This window comes from Sinorhizobium sp. Y406, assembly GCF_058732025.1.
Window position 1 is genome coordinate 572,992 of sequence record NZ_CM178975.1, and the last position, 17,148, is coordinate 590,139.

Consider the following 17,148-nt stretch of genomic DNA (forward strand, 5'->3'; position numbering starts at 1 on the left):
GCTCGCTTCGGGCCAAGGATCTTAGATTAGTTCGAGTTCCCTTTCCCGCGCGGCCACGACCCGTCCCGTCGCCCGCTTCATCGGCTTGCCCGCGACGTAGACTTCGGCGACGCAGCGGTCGTCGCCCATCGTCTGCAGAACGAAGAGCTCTTCGGCAAGTGAGGACGCGACCTGCATCCTCAGCTCCATTGCGGATTTCGCACGGCTGTCGAGCACGACGATGTCGGCGTCCGCGCCGACATGCAGCGAACCGATTCGATGCTCCAGACCAAGCGCCTGGGCATTGCCGAGCGTCATCCTGTAGAAAGAATTGAGCGGCGAGAGCCGCTGGCCTTGCAGGTGCAATATCTTGTAGGCCTCGTCCATGGTCTCCAGCATCGAAAAGCTGGTGCCTGCACCGACATCCGTTGCTACCGCATAGCGGCCGCCGAGCCGGTCGAAGCGGTCGCGATCGAAGAGGCCGCTGCCGAGGAAGAGGTTGGAGGTCGGGCAGAAGACCCCGACGGCGCCCGCCTCGGCGAGCACGGATATTTCCCTGTCGCTCAGATAGATGCAATGGCCGAGCAATGTCTTGCGGCCAAGGAGGTCATAGCGGGCATAAATATCGGTATAGTCCCGCGCTTCGGGGTAGAGCGAAGTGGCGAAGGCGATCTCATCCCTGTTTTCGGAAAGATGCGTCTGGACGTAGCAGGCCGGGTGCTCGGCGACGAGCGCCCGGGCGATCTCCATCTGTTCCGGGGTCGAGGTGATCGCAAATCGCGGGCTGATCGCATAATGCGCGCGGCCGCGACCATGCCACTTGCCGATGAGCCGTTTGGTTTCGTCATAGCCTGTTTGCGGCGTGTCGCGCAGGGCCTCGGGCGCATTGCGATCCATCATCACCTTGCCGCCGATCATCAGCATGTTTCGCTCTTCCGCCGCGGTGAAGAAGGCATCGACGCTTTCCGGATGCACCGAACAATAGGCAACGGCGGTGGTCGTGCCGTTGGAGAGCAGTTCATCCATGAACCGGCCGGCAATGAAGGCCGCGTGTTTGCCTTCCCTGAATTTCTGCTCCTCGACGAAGACATAGGTGTTCAGCCACTCGAGGAGCTGCGCTCCATAGGAGGCGATCGCCTGGGTCTGGGGAAAATGGAGATGCGTATCGATGAGGCCGGACAGGACGAGATGCGGACGATGATCGATCAACTGCACGCGCTCTCCGGCAGCGGCCGCCACGTCGCCGTAAGGTCCGACGGCGGTAATCTTGCCGCCGCCGACGAGAACCGCGCCATCCTCGTAAAAGCGGTAGGACTCGCTGTCCTCCATGCCCTGGGGCTCCCGGACGAAAGTCAGCACCCGGCCGCGGATCAAGAGGTCGTTCATTGGATTTTTCCTTCCTTCACGGCCGTCTCGTACCAAGAGGCGAGCAATTGCCGTTCTTCTTCGCTGACGCCGGTGACGTTGGCGGGCGGCATTGCCCGCGACCGTCCCGCCTGCAGATAGATCTCGCGGGCATGCGCGATGATGTCGCCGTCGGTTTCGAGGACGACGCCCTTAGGCGGAACGACCAGCCCCTCCCAGCCGGGCTCGCGCGCATGGCACATGGCACAGCGGCCGAGCACCGTGTCGCGTACTTTGGAGAAGTCCGCCGTCGCGACGACCGCCTGTTCCCTGGTCGAGGCCCTCGCCTCCCCACCCTGCGAGAGAACCTTGGGAACCGTCGAGAGCCACATGATGACGATGAACAGGAGGGCCGTGACGAGCCATGTCCAGGTCGGGCTGCCCTGGCGGGCGTGGCGGGTGTTGAACCAGTGACGAACGGTGACGCCCATCAGGAACACCAGCGAGGCGATGATCCAGTTGTATTCGGTGCCGAAGGCCAGGGGATAATGGTTCGACAGCATCAGGAACAGGACGGGCAGCGTCAGGTAGTTGTTGTGCGTCGAACGCTGCTTCGCCTGTTTGCCGAGCGCCGGCTCCGGCGCTCGGCCGGCGATCAGGTCGGCAACTACCTTCTTCTGGTTGGGAATGATGATGAAGAACACATTGGCCGACATGATCGTGGCCGTAAAGGCGCCGAGATGCAGGTAAGCAGCGCGGCCGGTGAAGAGCTGGGTGTAACCCCAGGCGACGGCGACGAGCACGAAATAGAGCAGCACCATCAACCGCGTATTGTCTCTGCCGAGCGGCGAACGACAGATCGCGTCATAGGCAAGCCAGCCGAAGGCAAGCGAAGCAAGCGAAATGGCGATCGCGGCCGGCTTCGAGACATCGAGCACGCTCGGGTCGATCAGATAGAGATCGGCGCCGGCATAGTAGACGAGGGCCAGCATGCCGAAGCCGGAGAGCCAGGTGACGTAGGACTCCCATTTGAACCAGGTGAGGTGCTCGGGCATGTTTTCCGGCGCCACCAGATATTTCTGGATGTGATAGAACCCGCCGCCATGCACCTGCCACTCCTCGCCATAGGCGCCGAGAGGCATGCCCGAACGCTGCCTCAGGCCCAGGTCCAGCGCAACGAAATAGAAGGACGAGCCGATCCAGGCGATCCCGGTGATGACATGCAGCCATCTTACGGCAAATGTCAGCCAGTCCCAGACAATGGCATATTCGTACATGCGGGTTCTCCCATTTCTCCAGAGCGCATCGCCTTCAACGCGTTCACGTGACGCGCCTTGGATTTCTTGTTTTTGTGCATGTCGTAGTCCCAAACCGCTGCCCATGTTGGAGCGACATGCATTGGGCCGCATTATGTGCCATTGCTGGAGCAAGCGGGAACGTCCAAGGGATGACCAACTCTTTCAAAAAAAACTATAAAATGGAGATGGTGCCGGTACGGTATTTTCAGTTCCTAAGAACCTGAGGCGGAGCATGTCCTATCTCGATAATGTGCGCGTGTTCGTGCGCGTGGTGGAACTTGGAACGCTGTCGGCCGCCGGTCGCGACCAGCGCGTGACCCCCGCGGTTGCGAGCAACAGAATCAAGGAGTTGGAGCGGCAACTGGGTGTTCGCCTCTTCAACCGCACGACCCGCAAGCTGACGCCGACGGAACATGGCCGCGTCTTCTATGACGGCGCCGTCAAGATCCTCGAAGCGGTGGACGAGGCCGAAAGCGCCGTCGCCGATCTTTCCCGCAATCCCAAGGGCGCGCTTCGCATCACCGCACCGCTCGGCATGGGGCGCCGCCTGATCGCCTCCGGCATCCCCGAGTTCCATGACAAGTATCCGGATATCGAGGTGCGGCTGCGCCTTTCCGACCGCAATGTCGACATCCTGGCGGAGGGCGTCGACGTCGCTTTCCGGCTCGGCATACTCGAAGACTCCAACCTGCGCATGCGCGGGATCATGAATTGCGACCGGGTGCTCTGCGGCTCGCCCCGGTATTTCGAGAAGCGCGGCGTGCCGGCGACACCGGACGAACTCATCACCGGGCGCCACGATTGCCTGCTGCTGCGCTATCCCGGCTCCAAGGAATATTACTGGACGCTGCAGACGCCGGAGGGCGTGCGCAAATTCGAAGTGGCCGGCCCCTATGATTCCGACGACGGCGACGTGCTCACCGAATGGGCGCTCGACGGGCGCGGCATCATCAACAAGCCGCTCTTCGAGGTGAAGCACCATATCGACGAGGGCAGGCTGCTGTCGATCCTCCAAGAGACCCCGCCGCTCGGCGCCCAGCTTGCCGCGATCTATCCGCACAAACGCTTCCAGGACCCGAAAGTCCGACTAATCATCGACTTCATGGCCGAACGCTGCCAGCGACTGATCGGCAAGGTTCTCGCCGAGCCGGCGACGGCACAGGTGCAGGAGCCCGTGGAATAGTCGGCGCCGGAACAAGGACTCTTCGAAAGCCTGCCTGTCTATGCGCGCGACAGCACCAGCCGCAGTCCGGCAAGACCAAAGCATATGGCGAGAAGCCCCTCGATCCAGCGCCTCGCCCGGCGGTACAGGCGAACCATCGGTGCCGTCGAGAAGATGATCGCGTAGCCGCCGAAGATCGCGACGCTCAGCACCGCACAGCCGCCCAGGATCGCTGCAAGTGTCTGCCATGACGAATCCGGTCCAAGTCCAAGAGTGACCAGGGCAATCCAGCCAAGGATCGATTTCGGATTGCTGAGATGCATGAGCAATCCGCGCCGATAGAGCTCTGCCCCAGTCAGGACGGCACCGTTCGCTCCCGCATGCGCAGCATCTGCCTCTGGGGCGAACGCGGATTTGCCGGCCTTGAAGGCCAGATAGAGGAGATATAGGCCGCCCAGAATCTTGAGAAGCACCAGGATTTCCGAATAACGGATCATGACTGCGGAAACGCCCGTCGCGGCCATCGCCCCCCAGAAGAGCGATCCGCTGACGACGCCGGCCGCGAGCATGAGGGCTGCACGCCTTCCGCTATGCATCGCCACCCCCATGATCCGCATGGTGCTGGGCCCGGGGCTTCCGGCTGCGATCACATAGGCGCTGTAGACAATCAGGAGATGGTGGAATTCGGACGACAATTCGAAAACCTGTTCTGTGTTGTTTGCTGCAGATAGACCGATGAGACGCGCTGTCTCTATCTTTGCCGTCGCCATCACTTCCACGCAAGCGTCGCGGAAATGAACGGCAGCTACATCTTCGCCAACAGGCTCAAGGCAATCGACCACATCGTCAGGGCGATGAGCGTTTCCAGAATTCGCCAGGCTGCGGGCTTGGCGAAGACCGGCCTCAGCCAGGTCGCGCCGTAACCGAGCGAAAAGAAGAACAGGAAAGAGCCGGTCGCGGCGCCCGCCGCGAAGGAGGCCTCGTATCCCGGAGACCGGGTCGAGATGCTACCAAGCAGTACGACCGTGTCGAGATAGACGTGCGGATTGAGCCAGGTGAGAGCAAGGCAGGTCAAAAGGGTCGCCCGAAGGCTCGATGAGCCCGCCTCCTGCACCGTCAACGCTCCCGACGCGTGAAAGGCGGAATAAAGGCTTTTTGCACCGTACCAGGCCAGAAAGGCCGCGCCGCCATAGCGCATGACCGGATCGAGCCAGGGCAGCAGCGCCGCGATCTGCTGGAAACTGGTCACACCCATCGTGATCAGCACGGCGTCCGACAGGGCACAGGTGAGGCAGACGGCAAATACATGCTCGTTGCGAAGGCCCTGGCTCAGCACGAAAGCGTTCTGCGCGCCGATTGCGACGATGAGACTGAGCCCCATCACCAAGCCCGTGCCGTAAACCGGAAAATTCATACCTCAAAGCTCCCGAACGGTGATGGGCTTTTTTGCTATCGCAGCTCAGGGATTCAGGCTAGTTAATTCTACTAACTTCAATTAAGCAAAACTAATCCATGCTCGATTATTCAGCGCTCCGTGCCGTCTTCTCAGTCATCCAGACCGGCAGCTTCGAGAAAGCTGCTGGCCTGCTCAACGTGACGCCTTCGGCGGTTTCGCAACGGGTGAAGCAGCTCGAGGAACGCCTCGGCATCGTGCTGATCGCGAGGGGCAATCCCTGCACCGCCACCGAAAAGGGAGAATGGCTCTGCCGGCACATGGAAAATGTCGGGATGCTCGAAGCCGAACTGTTCAATCATCTGCCCGCGCTTGTCGATCCGACGGAACCCGAACTGCGCGTGACGCTGCATATTGCGACGAATGCCGACAGTCTCGGCACATGGTTCCTGACGGCCATGTCGCGCTTCGCCAGCCGCTCCCCCTATCTCCTGAACATCGCGGTCGACGACCAGGACCATACCGCCGAGTGGCTGCGGCGAGGACAGGTCATCGCTGCCGTCACCAGCCTGGAAAAGCCGGTTCAGGGCTGCCGGCGCGTGTCACTCGGAGCCCTGCGCTATCACGCCACCGCGAGCCCCGATTTCGTCGCCCGCCATTTCCCGCAGGGCGTCATGAAGGAGGCCATTGGCAAGGCGCCTTTGTTGACGTTCAATCAAAAGGACAGGCTTCAAGGCCGGTGGATGCACCAGGTGTTTGGAGAAGACCTCAACCCTCCCACCCATTGGCTTCCGTCGACGCAAGGCTTCGTCGAGGCAAGTCTGTCCGGCATGGGCTGGGGCATGAACCCGGCACTCCTCGTCGGCGAGCACCTGGCAACCGGGCGATTGGTCGAGCTGATCCCCGATACGCCGCTCGACGTTCCGCTCTACTGGCAGATGAACCGTCTCGCCGCTGACCGGCTGGTGGACCTGACGCGCGAGGTCACGGCGGTGGCTACACATCATCTGTTGGCATGACGCGCTGCCAAGACAAACGCCGTCGTGACGCTCATATCATTCCCATCATCGGCGGCACGAGTAGCCTGTCGGCCATCTGTTTCTGCGCTCCGTCGAGCGCCTGATAGAGAGGGGCGAGAGTTGCCTTCAGCTTGCGCACACTCTCGAGCCGGCTGGCGAGGGCGCTTTCCCTGGACTCGATCCGCTGCAATGGGGTCGCCGCGGCCCTGCCCGTGCTATCCATCGCGCCTGGCATCTGCGTCATGCCTTCCCGTGCGCCGCGGGCGTTAGCGCGCAGAACCTCGGCAAAGGCGTTCCACAACGACTCTTGCTCGGTCGTTATCTTGAGCTCCGTCTTCAGGAACGCGATGCGTCCCTCGATGTGTGCAGGCGCCATCATCTGGGCCATCGCCCACATGCCGCCCTGCGCCATTGGTCCCTGTTCGGTGGCCATCATGTCCATAGGTCCTTGACCACCGCCCATCATTCCCATCATTCCGCCCATCATATCGCCGGGCATCATGCCGCCGGACGGCATCATGGCGCTTGGGTTTGCGGCGGATGCTTGCGGCTGCGTGCTCTCTTCGCTCGCCTGCACAGGCGTGGCCGCGGGGTGATGTGCGTCTTCGGCAAAGGCCGGCGTCCCGACCAACAGCAGTGCACTCGTCAGCAGCATTGTTTGCAGAGGGGTCATTTTCATATCTCCCGGCTCTAATTGAGCAGTCGAAACCATTGAAAATGATATTGCGGCGGCGAAAGATCGCCTTGATGCGGATCAAGCCGGGTCGGTCTAACTACCTGTCTCGTCCGGGAGAATCGACGTCGATCGGCCATCCCGGCGAAATATGGACGACAAGGCCATTCAAGCTGCGCAACTGATCTTCCGGGCGTCGTGACTCCTGAACGGGTATATTATGCCCGATTCACGGGCTTCCCTGAGATGCCGAAGGCGGGAAATCAACGAGATGAGTACGGGCATTCGTCCGGCCTTACGCGTGTCTTTTTGCCGAATGCACAGCCATTGCGCCCGGCAGCAGAAAGCAGGAGGAAGCCATGAAAGCGGCCAGTTCTTTGGACGAGCTGCAGCAACTTCAGCGGCAGACGTTTGATTACTTTCTCAACGAAGTGAGCCCCGCCAACGGTCTCATCCTCGACAAGACGGCCACCAACTGGCCGTCCAGCATCGCCGCGACAGGTCTTGCGCTCGCCTGCTATCCCGTCGCCGTGAAGCGTGGACTGATGCGTCGCGCAGCCGCAGTCGATCGAACGTTGACCACACTCCGGTTCTTCTTGGGCAGTCCTCAGGGGACACAACCCGATGCCACGGGATACAAAGGCTTCTACTATCATTTCCTCGATATGGCGACCGGGCGTCGCGCCTGGCAATGCGAGCTTTCGACGATCGACAGCGCCCTGCTCCTAGCCGGGGCCTTGTCGGCCGCCGCGTATTTCGACGCGTCGGATGCTCGCGAACGGGAGATAACGGAGATCGCAGACGCGCTCTACCGCCGGGTGGATTGGCAGTGGGCGCTGAATGGCGCAGCGACGGTAACACACGGGTGGACACCGGAGGCCGGCTTCCTCAAGTACCATTGGGAGGGCTACAACGAGGCGCTGCTTCTTTATATTCTGGGACTGGGGTCGCCGACCCACCCGCTGCCGGAATCGAGCTACTCCGCCTGGACCTCCACTTATCATTGGGAGAGTTGCTACGGTTACGAGTACCTCTACGCGGGACCGCTGTTCACCCACCAATTATCCCATGTCTGGATCGACTTTCGCGGCATACAGGACGCTTACATGCGCGAGAAGGGCATCGATTATTTCGAGAACAGCCGCCGGGCGACTCAGGTACAGCGAGCCTATGCGATCGACAACCCCCGCAAGTTCGATGGATACCGGGAATGCTGCTGGGGGATCACCGCCAGCGAGGGTCCCGGCCCCGCGACGCTCAAACTGAAGGGCGTCGAGCGCAAGTTCTACGACTATGTCGGACGCGGCGTTCCTTACGGTCCGGACGATGGCACGCTCGCGCCTTGGTCGGTGGTCGCCTCCTTGCCGTTCGCGCCTGAAATAGTCCTGCAGGCGGTTGACTACTGCGTCCACCAGGCGAAGCTGACGAAGTTCAACAGATACGGCTTCAAGGCAGCCTTCAATCCGACCCACCCAGGTGAACCAGGCAACCCCTACGGCTGGTGGGTGTCACCCTGGCACTTCGGACTCAATCAGGGGCCGATCGTGCTGATGATCGAGAATCATTGGAGCGGCCTGTTGTGGCGTTTGATGCGCGCGTGCCCCTATGTGGTCACGGGACTGCGGCGCGCCGGCTTCGACGGAGGCTGGCTGGATGAACTGCCCTGATCGGTTCCTGTGAAAGGAATTCTGCGGTACGATTTCGAAGAGGCCGCTTGCAACGCGTTTTTTCCGACGACGACATGAGCGGCAGTCGCGTTTTCGTTGGCGCGGCTCGCCCCGGAGTAGGTGTCGGACGCGAAGACCATGAAAGTCGCAGTTTACAGCAGCAAGTCTTATGACCGCGAATTCCTCTGCGCAGCGAACAGCAGCGCCGCGCACGAGCTACGGTTTCTCGATGTTCGGCTTTCCCCCGAAACGGCGACCTTGGCAACGGGTGCCGAGGCCGTGTGCGCCTTCGTCAACGACGATCTCGGCGAGCCTGTCCTTCAGGAGCTCGCAAAACGCGGTGTGAAGCTCGTTGCCCTCCGCTGCGCCGGCTTCAACAACGTCGACCTTGAAGCCGCCTGTAATCTAGGCATCAGAGTCGCGCGTGTCCCTGCCTATTCCCCCTACGCCGTCGCAGAGCATACGGCGACCTTGATCCTCGCCCTGAACCGCAAAATCCATCGAGCTTACAACCGGGTTCGCGAAGGCAACTTTGCCCTTGACGGATTGTTGGGGTTCGACCTTCAAGGCAAGACGGTCGGCATAGTCGGCACCGGAAAGATCGGCCAGGCATTCACGCGGATCATGGCAGGATTCGGCTGCTCGTTGCTTGCAAACGACCTCAGGCCGGATCCGGCCTGCGAGGCCCTGGGGGCGACCTACGTTTCGCGAGAGGAGCTCTTCAGGCGATCCGACATTGTCAGCCTGCACTGCCCCCTCACGCCGGAGACTCATTACATGATCAGGAGCGAGACGCTGCCGTGTCTCAAGCGCGGCGTGATGTTGATCAACACGAGCCGCGGCGCCGTGGTTGAAACGCGCGCCGTCATCCGGGGATTAAAGGACGGAACGATCGGCAGCCTCGGGCTCGACGTGTACGAAGAGGAAGGCGATTTGTTCTATGAAAATCTTTCCGACCGTTTCATTCCGGATGACATCTTCGCGCGTCTGCTAACTTTCCCAAACGTCCTCGTGACAGGCCATCAGGCTTTTTTCACGAGAGAGGCCCTCACCAATATCGCCGAGACGACCATCGCGAATATCAGTGCGTTCGTAGCATGTGGCTGCGCAAATCACGAAGTTTCCATCGAGAAGATCGCCGGTCAAGGCCGCTGACGGCAGCCGCCGTGCTCAACCCGTTCGCGTTCACCGCGAAGACATTGCGGGACACGCGAGGGTCGTCGCCATAGATCGGGCCGTGAGATTGCGGTGGCGGGCCGCACTTCACCATGCCAGAGTCCTCGGCAGCAGCCGCGACAGTAACGACAACGCCGCAGGCGAAGACGTCGACATCGTCGAAAAAATCTCGCGGAGAGCTTCTTGACCCTGCCATCGTTGGAAGGTCCATATTGACTTAAGTCGGATCAATGGAGACCTCCAGATGCATCTTTTCAATATCCCCGACATGACCTGCGGGCACTGCGCCGCGGCGGTGGAGAGGGCAGCAAAAGCGATCGATCCTCATGCCGAGGTCACAGTGGATCTCGAGGCGAAGACCGCATCCATCGACTCTGAAGTCGGCTCTGACACGTTCATTGTAGCGATTAAAGACGCTGGCTATCATGCGTCTTCCAAGAATTCCTGCTGCGGCTCGGTCGCGTGACCGTCGGCGGCCGTTTGATCAAGATCAAGGCACAGCCTGCAACCACTGAGCAATGTGCTTGAATAAAGCACGAAGGGTCGAGCGAAACATGATCGCCGCCAGCCAGATCGTCCGGAAACGCGCAACAGAATTGCTGGGCATCATGGCCGTACTCATGTTTCTGTTCGCGCCGACGGCTGGGGCCGCCCTCGTCAAGTGTGAACCACACATCGCTAGCAGCGAACATATCGTCTCTCCGGAAGGTGATCCGGCACATCATGGCGACTTCGAGCCCGCCGACCAGAAGGCGTGCTGCAAAAGCGACTGCAGCCTGTGCAACGCGCTTTTCCCGGCACCAGTCCTTTTCGAAATTGCCCTGAAGCCCAACGGTCACCAAGTCCTCGACCCGCAGGGCGCCATCATCGGCGTCGACTCGCGCCCCGACATTGGCCCTCCCCGATCTGCCTGATGAAACGCGGCTGCCATCAGAACGGCAGCCCTACCATGGTCGCATCCCAGGGAAGCGGCATTCGCCGGCAACGGCCGGCGCTGAACGAGAGGTCAAACAAATGAAACGTCGTGAATTCTTGGGCGGACTGATGTCAGGCGTCGCAGTCGCCGCCTCAGGTGCTCTGCTTTTTCCCACCGCCGCATGGCCGGAGACGATGCCCGGCAATAATGGACTCACTCCGCGGCCCGGGACCAGGCCCCTGTCGATAAAGAAGCGCGTGATAGAGGTGAACGGGAGAGCCGCAGAGGTCTTCGGGCTCGTTCAACCGGATGGCACCGTGGGCTTGACCCTCGACGCGGACACCCTGTTCGACGTCGCCCTTTCGAATGAAGGCGGTGAGCCGACGCTCATCCATTGGCACGGACTTGTTCCGCCGTGGGATATGGACGGCGTGCCGGATAACCCGGCCGCACTTCTGGAGCCAAAGAAATCAAGGCACTACACATTTCCGGTCGGCTCCGGCGGCACCCATTGGATGCACGCCCATACGCTCCAGGAGCAGAACCTGCTTGCCGCGCCCTTGATCGTGCAAACCGCCGAAGACAAGAAGCGCGATGAGCAGGACGTGGTTATTCTTCTTCATGACTTCTCCTTCACACCGGCCGAGGAGTTGTTCGCCAGGCTGAAAAGTCCGGCAGGCGGGCACGCAATGGATCACAATGCGATGTCGGGCATGGCAGCCAATATGCACGGAGGCCACATGTCCGGCATGGCGACGCCAGGCATGGTCCCCATGGACCTGAACGACATCGAATACGACGCTTATCTCGCCAATGACCGCACCCTTGACGATCCGGAAGTGGTTGCGGTCGAAAATGGGGGCCGCGTTCGCCTGCGCATTATCAACGGGGCGACGGCGACCGCCTTTACGATTGATACGGGTGCGCTGACCGGGCAGCTGGTCGCCGTCGATGGGCAATTGATCCGGCCGGTTTCCGCAACGCGCTTTCCGATCTCCATGGGACAACGGCTGGATGTCCGTCTGGAACTCCCCAAGACTGCCGTGGCCAGTCCGGTTCTTGCATTGCGAGAAGGCTCGGATCATCGCACCGGCATCATCCTTGCTCCGTCTGGAGCCAGGGTGGGCAAGCTTGCAACCCGCGGAGCAGAAGTCGGTCCGGTCGTTGGCCTGGATCTCGAGCAGCAACTGGCAGCCACCGCATCGCTTGCCGCGCGTCGGGTTGACAGGCGTTTCGAATTGACCCTGACGGGCGGCATGAGCGGCTATGAATGGAGGATCGACGGCGCTGATAGCCTCAATGTCCGAGAAGGAGAAAGGATCGAGATCGTCATGCGAAACATGTCGATGATGGCCCACCCCATGCATTTGCATGGGCATCACTTCCAGGTTTCCGCCATTGATGGGAGGGCTTTCCCGGGTGCGTTGCGCGATACGGTCCTCGTGCCGCCAATGGGAAGCGCGACCTTCGCCTTCGACGCCAACAATCCGGGGCGTTGGCCGCTGCACTGCCATCACCTCTATCACATGGCATCGGGAATGATGTCTTTCGTCGCCTATACATGACGGAGACTTTGCCCGCCCGGCAAAGACGCGACCTGTTGGTCCGGAGATGCCGGGCGGGCGAACTTCGTCGTCGACGAATACCATTATGGAGACACTCCCCAATGGAAGAGCATGAACATCATCACCGACCCGAGGATCACCGGCACGATCACCACCATGGACATGTGAACCCCCCTCGCGACGAGGACGAAGGGGACATGCAGCAGCAGGGCGTGGTTTACACCTGCCCGATGCATCCGCAGGTACGACAGATCGGTCCCGGAAACTGCCCGATCTGCGGCATGGCGCTTGAACCGGAGATCATATCCGCCGATACCGGTCCCAGCCCGGAACTCGTCGATATGCGGCGGCGGTTCTGGATCGGGCTGGTTCTGACGTTCCCCGTGCTGGCGATTGAGATGGGCGGTCACCTCACCAACCTTCACATGCTGTTGGGTCCCCAGGTTTCAAATTGGCTGCAGCTTGTCTTCGCGACCCCGGTCGTCCTTTGGGCCGGCGCTCCCTTCTTCGAGAGGGCCTGGCAGTCGATCCTCACCCGGAAGCTGAACATGTTCACACTGATCGCCATGGGCACAGGCGTCGCCTGGGCCTACAGCGTGGTCGCAACGGTTGCCCCCGGCCTGTTTCCGGCGACGTTCCGATCCGACGAGGGGACCGTTGCGGTCTACTTCGAGGCGGCGGCCGTTATCACAGTGCTTGTGCTGCTTGGGCAGGTCCTCGAACTGCGGGCGCGGGAGCAGACCGGAGGCGCCATCCGTGCCCTCCTGGACCTGGCACCGAAGACCGCCCGTCGCATTGGCAGCGATGGCGCCGACGAGGACGTGCCGCTGGAAGCCGTTGCCGTCGGCGACCGGCTGCGCGTCCGCCCGGGCGAGAAGGTTCCGGTTGACGGTACCCTCGTGGAAGGCCGCAGCTCGGTCGATGAATCGATGGTCACCGGGGAGTCGATGCCGGTTACGAAGGAGGTTGGCGCGACACTAATCGGCGGCACCATGAACAGGACCGGCGGCTTCGTCATGGAAGCAGGAAAGGTCGGCCGCGACACCATGCTGTCGCAGATCGTCCGCATGGTCGCCGAGGCTCAGCGCTCTCGCGCCCCAATTCAACGCCTCGCCGACGAAGTGTCGGGATGGTTCGTGCCCGCCGTCATCCTCATAGCCATCATTGCCTTCGCGACATGGATGACGGTCGGCCCGGAGCCCCGCTTCACGCACGGACTTGTCGCCGCAGTCGCGGTGCTCATAATCGCCTGTCCCTGCGCGCTCGGCCTCGCAACCCCAATGTCCATCATGGTCGGCGTCGGCAAGGGTGCAAGCCTAGGCGTGCTGATCAAGAACGCAGAAGCGCTGGAACGCTTCGAAAAGGTCGACACGCTGGTGGTCGACAAGACCGGCACCCTGACCGAGGGCAAGCCGAAGGTGACGTCTATCGTCGCGGTAGATGGCGTTTCGGAAAACGAGCTCCTTCGGCTGGCGGGGACGCTGGAACGGTCGAGCGAACATCCCCTCGCGGCGGCCATCGTCGAGGCGGCCGGGGAACGCCGCGTGGCACTCGCCACGGCAGAGAACTTCGACAGCCCCGTCGGCAAGGGAGTGACCGGGACCGTGGAGGGACGCAGCCTCATCATCGGCAGCCACCGGATCATGTCCGAGGAAAAGGTGGACATCTCAGTCCTCTTGCGAGAAGCGGAAGAACTGCGCAGTGAAGGAGCGACCGTCATCTTCGCCGCCATCGACGGTCGTCTGGCCGGACTGTTCGCAATAGCCGATCCGATCAAGGCGACGACGCCCGCCGCAGTGGATGCATTGCTGAAGGACGGCGTGCGGGTGGTAATGCTCACCGGAGATAACCAAACCACCGCCAATGCAGTCGCCCGGAAGCTCGATATCAAGGAGGTCGAGGCGGAGGTATTGCCGGAACACAAGAGCGAGATCGTCGCGCGCCTGCGCAAAGACGGCAGGATCGTCGCCATGGCGGGCGACGGCGTCAACGACGCCCCAGCGCTTGCCGCCGCCGACGTCGGGATTGCCATGGGAACGGGGACAGACGTGGCAATCGAGAGCGCTGGCGTGACGCTGCTCAAGGGCGATCTGCAGGGCATTGCGCGGGCGCGGCAGCTCAGTCACGCGACAATGCGGAACATCCGTCAAAATCTGTTCTTCGCCTTCATCTACAACGCGGCTGGCGTCCCGGTTGCGGCGGGCGTGCTCTATCCCGCCCTCGGACTTTTGCTGTCGCCGATCATCGCGGCAGCCGCCATGGCGCTCTCGTCAGTCAGCGTGATCGGCAATGCTCTCAGGTTGCGGAGTGCTCGGATATGACTTGATACCAACCTGCACCGATATTGACCGACTGCGTGGGACCGGGTGCGGATGTCCGGTGAGGAGCACACCGCAAAGCGATGCTCGTGCGTCTCCACTCTGGCCCTACAACTCCACTGCTAAGAGATGGCAAAGCAAACGCCACTGTCGGCCAGCCGCCCCACTGACCCAGCTATCCTGCTGACCTCCAACACTGGGTGGTTTCTGCTGTTCCGGCACAGGTCGTGGCGAGGATAGGTCTTCCTGGCCCCGGCTTTGACCTGTTTGCGCAGGCACAAAGACGCCATCGCCACGGTTCTACAAAAGACGTGTCGAGTTCAGGGGCGCTCGCGAGCCGTTTCAGCGAGCCAAGGACAGCCTGGCAGTCAACACCAGACAAGGAGCAAACCATGACGGGACTAGGCCTCGACGACACGGTGGCAGTGATCGCAGCAGAGTTGCCCGGAGCCGCGGAACTCTTCCGGGGGCATGACATCAGCTTCTGTTGCGGCGGCAAATATCCGGCTCTCGGAAGCCGCCGTCAAGGCGGGTCTCGCGCCGTCGGCGCTACTTGCAGAGCTCGAGGCCCTCGCCGAGTCTGCAAGACGAGATGCGCCCGAAGAAACATTGGATCTCATCAAACATATTCTCGACAGATACCACCAGACGCACCGCGCGGAGCTCGCCTGGCTCATCCCGCTCGCCCAGAAGGTGGAGCGGGTGCACGGAGACCATCCTGCGGCCCCGGTCGGCCTCTCCCAGGCGCTTGATCGCCTGCGGGACGAACTCGAAAGCCACATGATGAAGGAAGAACAGGTCCTGTTCCCGATGATGCGGCGCGGCGGTAGCCCGGTGATCGGCCATCCGATCGCGCAGATGGGCCATGAGCATGAGGAGGAGGCAGAGCATCTCCGGGCGATCGAGCATGTGACGCATGGACTTTCGCTGCCGCCTTGCGCCTGCGGCTCGTGGACCGCGCTCTATACAGGACTGCGCAAGTTCACCGACGACCTGGTGATGCACATGCATCTCGAGAACGCAGTCTTGTTCCCTCGTTTCGAAACTCAGTCCCAGGCGGCCGTTTGACGCACAAGGTAGCCGATTGGAGATCCATCTGGCGGGCGCCATATCGACCGCTGTTTTTTCTCGCAGGGCTATGGGCGCTTGTCTCGCCCATGGTCTGGCTTCTTCCCGAGCAAGATGCTCCGGAGCGGGTCACGTGGCACAGCCGCGAACTCCTTTTCGGCATGGCCGGCGCAGCAGCAGGCGGCTATCTCCTCACAGCCCTGCCGGCCTGGACGAAGCGGGGTCCCGTCACCTCGGCCGTCACCTTGGTGGCTACCTGCCTGTGGTGTGCCGCCCGCCTGACTGGCGCGCTCACAGGGCATCTGCCCTTTATCGCTGCCGCGATCGGAGTTTCCGCCTATTTCGCGTTCTTGACGGTGGTGTTGACGCATGGCGTCGTGGCCTCCCGCGCGTGGGATCGGTGCTGGGCTCCCTTCGGGACAGGTGCTCTCGGCATAAGTGCCTTGGCTGATATCGGCGCGGGCCCGGGTCCGACGCCGACGGTTTATGCCTTGCTGGTGGTTTTGATAGGCGGACGCGCAGTACCCGCCTTGACTCGGTCATGGTTGGATCGGACGGCGGGTGGGAGGCCTTTTTGTGATCGGCGAAAGATGTCGCACCTGGCGATCGTGGGTATTCTTGCCGCGGCCTTTCTCGATCGCGCTTGGCCGACAATGTCGTCAGGCTATGTGCTGGTGTTTTCGGGCGCTCTGCTTTTGTTGCAGATGATGGGGTGGCAGAGCCTCAGGACCGCCCGCTACCCAGCCTTGTTCATCCTGCATGTCGCTTTCGCCTGGATGCCAGCGGCCCTCGTCCTGAGCGGCCTTTCAGCGATTTTTCCCAGCCGGGTTCCACCGGATGTCGCCCTGCACGCGCTGACCATCGGCGCGATGGGGACAATGATGGCCGCCTTCATGATGCGGCCGGCCATGGACCGCCACGGAGAGACCCTGATCCTGAGCAGGTCCATGGCTTGTGCATTCTCGCTCGTGCCGCTCTCGGCGCTGCTGCGTGTTTTCGGTGCTTGGGTAGGCCAGACGCATTTTAATCCCGTCGCTGCTGCCGCCATCTGCTGGATAGCGGCTTGGGCGCTCTTCCTGACGGACTATATCCCTGCGATGATCGGTCCGGTGCCCAGACCGGTGTTCAGCGCGGCGATCAATAGGACCTGATGGCTCGTGTCGCTGAAGGCGAGGCGCCCGACCTTCGAGACGTCGGACGAAGTCGGATCCGCCCGGACCCCCAACGACGAGACATGAGCAGGAGGGAAGCCATGAAGGTGGAGAGGACTCAAAATGGGGATTTGATTGTGGACCCCACCGAACTTGCCAATCGTTTCGGAATATCCATGGACGACTTGCGCCGCTATTTCAGGAAGGGTCTGGTAACCAGCATGGTGGAACGCGGAGAGGGAAACCATGCCGGTACCTGTCGCCTGAGCGTGAAGCTTGGCAACCGGGTGTGGCGGGCGATCGTGAACAGCGAGTGTCGGGTGGTGAGCGAAGAGACGGTTTTCTATCGCGCGAGTTCACGCATGCTGACGAACGTCGTGGAACCCTGAGAAAGCGCATTGATACCGCCGGACAGGCCG

The 17,148-nt window shown here is 61.6% G+C and carries 15 protein-coding genes and 1 pseudogene; 11 read left to right on the forward strand and 5 right to left on the reverse strand.

Going from position 1 to position 17,148, the window contains the following annotated elements; translation table 11 throughout:
• Nucleotides 1-21: 21 nt before the first annotated feature.
• Nucleotides 22-1,365 carry a guanine deaminase gene (gene guaD / locus AC4P1R_RS19610; RefSeq protein WP_151613701.1) on the reverse strand — a complete coding sequence of 448 codons (1,344 nt, stop codon included), beginning with the start codon at nt 1,363-1,365 and terminating at the stop codon, nt 22-24.
• Nucleotides 1,362-2,600 (reverse strand): urate hydroxylase PuuD, encoded by a 1,239-nt coding sequence (locus tag AC4P1R_RS19615; protein WP_151613702.1) that lies wholly within the window; start codon nt 2,598-2,600, stop codon nt 1,362-1,364. The genes guaD and AC4P1R_RS19615 overlap by 4 nt, the downstream gene beginning before the upstream one ends.
• Nucleotides 2,601-2,853: 253 nt before the next feature.
• Between AC4P1R_RS19615 and AC4P1R_RS19620 the strand changes: the two genes are divergently transcribed.
• Complete coding sequence (locus AC4P1R_RS19620) at nt 2,854-3,804, forward strand: LysR family transcriptional regulator (RefSeq protein ID WP_151613703.1); 951 nt, start codon at nt 2,854-2,856, stop codon at nt 3,802-3,804.
• Nucleotides 3,805-3,842: 38 nt separating this feature from the next.
• Here AC4P1R_RS19620 and AC4P1R_RS19625 read toward each other — a convergent pair whose 3' ends face one another.
• Both AC4P1R_RS19625 and AC4P1R_RS19630 read right to left on the reverse strand, forming a co-directional pair.
• A complete protein-coding gene (locus AC4P1R_RS19625) occupies nt 3,843-4,478 on the reverse strand; it encodes a LysE family translocator (RefSeq protein WP_069456991.1) in 636 nt (211 codons plus the stop codon).
• A gap of 110 nt (nt 4,479-4,588) precedes the next feature.
• Nucleotides 4,589-5,197: a LysE/ArgO family amino acid transporter gene (locus tag AC4P1R_RS19630; protein ID WP_151613704.1), complete on the reverse strand. Its 609-nt coding sequence runs from the start codon at nt 5,195-5,197 to the stop codon at nt 4,589-4,591.
• A 98-nt stretch (nt 5,198-5,295) separates the two neighbouring features.
• Here AC4P1R_RS19630 and AC4P1R_RS19635 point away from each other — a divergent pair, with 98 nt between their 5' ends.
• On the forward strand, nt 5,296-6,195 hold the full coding sequence (locus tag AC4P1R_RS19635) for a LysR family transcriptional regulator ArgP (protein ID WP_151613705.1): 900 nt from the start codon (nt 5,296-5,298) through the stop codon (nt 6,193-6,195).
• Between the two features lie 31 nt (nt 6,196-6,226).
• Here AC4P1R_RS19635 and AC4P1R_RS19640 read toward each other — a convergent pair whose 3' ends face one another.
• Entirely contained in the window at nt 6,227-6,868 is a 642-nt protein-coding gene (locus tag AC4P1R_RS19640) for a Spy/CpxP family protein refolding chaperone (RefSeq protein WP_151613706.1), read from the reverse strand.
• A gap of 359 nt (nt 6,869-7,227) precedes the next feature.
• Here AC4P1R_RS19640 and AC4P1R_RS19645 point away from each other — a divergent pair, with 359 nt between their 5' ends.
• The 9 genes and pseudogenes from AC4P1R_RS19645 to AC4P1R_RS19685 all read left to right on the forward strand — a co-directional run bounded on the left by AC4P1R_RS19645 (nt 7,228) and on the right by AC4P1R_RS19685 (nt 17,118).
• Nucleotides 7,228-8,535: a glucoamylase family protein gene (locus AC4P1R_RS19645; RefSeq protein ID WP_151613707.1), complete on the forward strand. Its 1,308-nt coding sequence runs from the start codon at nt 7,228-7,230 to the stop codon at nt 8,533-8,535.
• A 138-nt stretch (nt 8,536-8,673) separates the two neighbouring features.
• Nucleotides 8,674-9,690 carry a 2-hydroxyacid dehydrogenase gene (locus AC4P1R_RS19650; protein ID WP_069456992.1) on the forward strand — a complete coding sequence of 339 codons (1,017 nt, stop codon included), beginning with the start codon at nt 8,674-8,676 and terminating at the stop codon, nt 9,688-9,690.
• Between the two features lie 265 nt (nt 9,691-9,955).
• A complete protein-coding gene (locus AC4P1R_RS19655) occupies nt 9,956-10,177 on the forward strand; it encodes a heavy-metal-associated domain-containing protein (RefSeq protein ID WP_069456971.1) in 222 nt (73 codons plus the stop codon).
• Between the two features lie 88 nt (nt 10,178-10,265).
• The gene (locus AC4P1R_RS19660; RefSeq protein ID WP_069456972.1) at nt 10,266-10,625 is read left to right on the forward strand and encodes a hypothetical protein; all 360 of its coding nucleotides are present in this window, start codon (nt 10,266-10,268) and stop codon (nt 10,623-10,625) included.
• A 100-nt stretch (nt 10,626-10,725) separates the two neighbouring features.
• Nucleotides 10,726-12,192, forward strand: a complete 1,467-nt coding sequence (locus tag AC4P1R_RS19665; RefSeq protein WP_492178508.1) for a multicopper oxidase family protein — start codon at nt 10,726-10,728, stop codon at nt 12,190-12,192.
• A 197-nt stretch (nt 12,193-12,389) separates the two neighbouring features.
• Nucleotides 12,390-14,513, forward strand: a complete 2,124-nt coding sequence (locus AC4P1R_RS19670; protein WP_492178796.1) for a copper-transporting P-type ATPase — start codon at nt 12,390-12,392, stop codon at nt 14,511-14,513.
• Between the two features lie 389 nt (nt 14,514-14,902).
• A pseudogene (ric, locus tag AC4P1R_RS19675) lies at nt 14,903-15,578 on the forward strand (iron-sulfur cluster repair di-iron protein).
• The gene (locus AC4P1R_RS19680; protein ID WP_069456974.1) at nt 15,575-16,729 is read left to right on the forward strand and encodes an NnrS family protein; all 1,155 of its coding nucleotides are present in this window, start codon (nt 15,575-15,577) and stop codon (nt 16,727-16,729) included. Before ric ends, AC4P1R_RS19680 begins: the two are co-directional and overlap by 4 nt.
• 101 nt (nt 16,730-16,830) lie before the next feature.
• Nucleotides 16,831-17,118, forward strand: a complete 288-nt coding sequence (locus AC4P1R_RS19685; protein ID WP_069456975.1) for a DUF6522 family protein — start codon at nt 16,831-16,833, stop codon at nt 17,116-17,118.
• Nucleotides 17,119-17,148 lie beyond the last annotated feature (30 nt).

Excerpts from the sequence above, each read along its gene's own strand:
- guaD (WP_151613701.1), bottom strand. The coding sequence starts at position 1,365 with ATGAACGACCTCTTGATCCGCGGCCGGGTGCTGACTTTCGTCCGGGAG.
- AC4P1R_RS19615 (WP_151613702.1), bottom strand. The coding sequence starts at position 2,600 with ATGTACGAATATGCCATTGTCTGGGACTGGCTGACATTTGCCGTAAGA.
- AC4P1R_RS19620 (WP_151613703.1), top strand. The coding sequence starts at position 2,854 with ATGTCCTATCTCGATAATGTGCGCGTGTTCGTGCGCGTGGTGGAACTT.
- AC4P1R_RS19630 (WP_151613704.1), bottom strand. The coding sequence starts at position 5,197 with ATGAATTTTCCGGTTTACGGCACGGGCTTGGTGATGGGGCTCAGTCTC.
- AC4P1R_RS19635 (WP_151613705.1), top strand. The coding sequence starts at position 5,296 with ATGCTCGATTATTCAGCGCTCCGTGCCGTCTTCTCAGTCATCCAGACC.
- AC4P1R_RS19640 (WP_151613706.1), bottom strand. The coding sequence starts at position 6,868 with ATGACCCCTCTGCAAACAATGCTGCTGACGAGTGCACTGCTGTTGGTC.
- AC4P1R_RS19645 (WP_151613707.1), top strand. The coding sequence starts at position 7,228 with ATGAAAGCGGCCAGTTCTTTGGACGAGCTGCAGCAACTTCAGCGGCAG.
- AC4P1R_RS19650 (WP_069456992.1), top strand. The coding sequence starts at position 8,674 with ATGAAAGTCGCAGTTTACAGCAGCAAGTCTTATGACCGCGAATTCCTC.
- AC4P1R_RS19655 (WP_069456971.1), top strand. The coding sequence starts at position 9,956 with ATGCATCTTTTCAATATCCCCGACATGACCTGCGGGCACTGCGCCGCG.
- AC4P1R_RS19660 (WP_069456972.1), top strand. The coding sequence starts at position 10,266 with ATGATCGCCGCCAGCCAGATCGTCCGGAAACGCGCAACAGAATTGCTG.
- AC4P1R_RS19665 (WP_492178508.1), top strand. The coding sequence starts at position 10,726 with ATGAAACGTCGTGAATTCTTGGGCGGACTGATGTCAGGCGTCGCAGTC.
- AC4P1R_RS19670 (WP_492178796.1), top strand. The coding sequence starts at position 12,390 with ATGCAGCAGCAGGGCGTGGTTTACACCTGCCCGATGCATCCGCAGGTA.
- AC4P1R_RS19685 (WP_069456975.1), top strand. The coding sequence starts at position 16,831 with ATGAAGGTGGAGAGGACTCAAAATGGGGATTTGATTGTGGACCCCACC.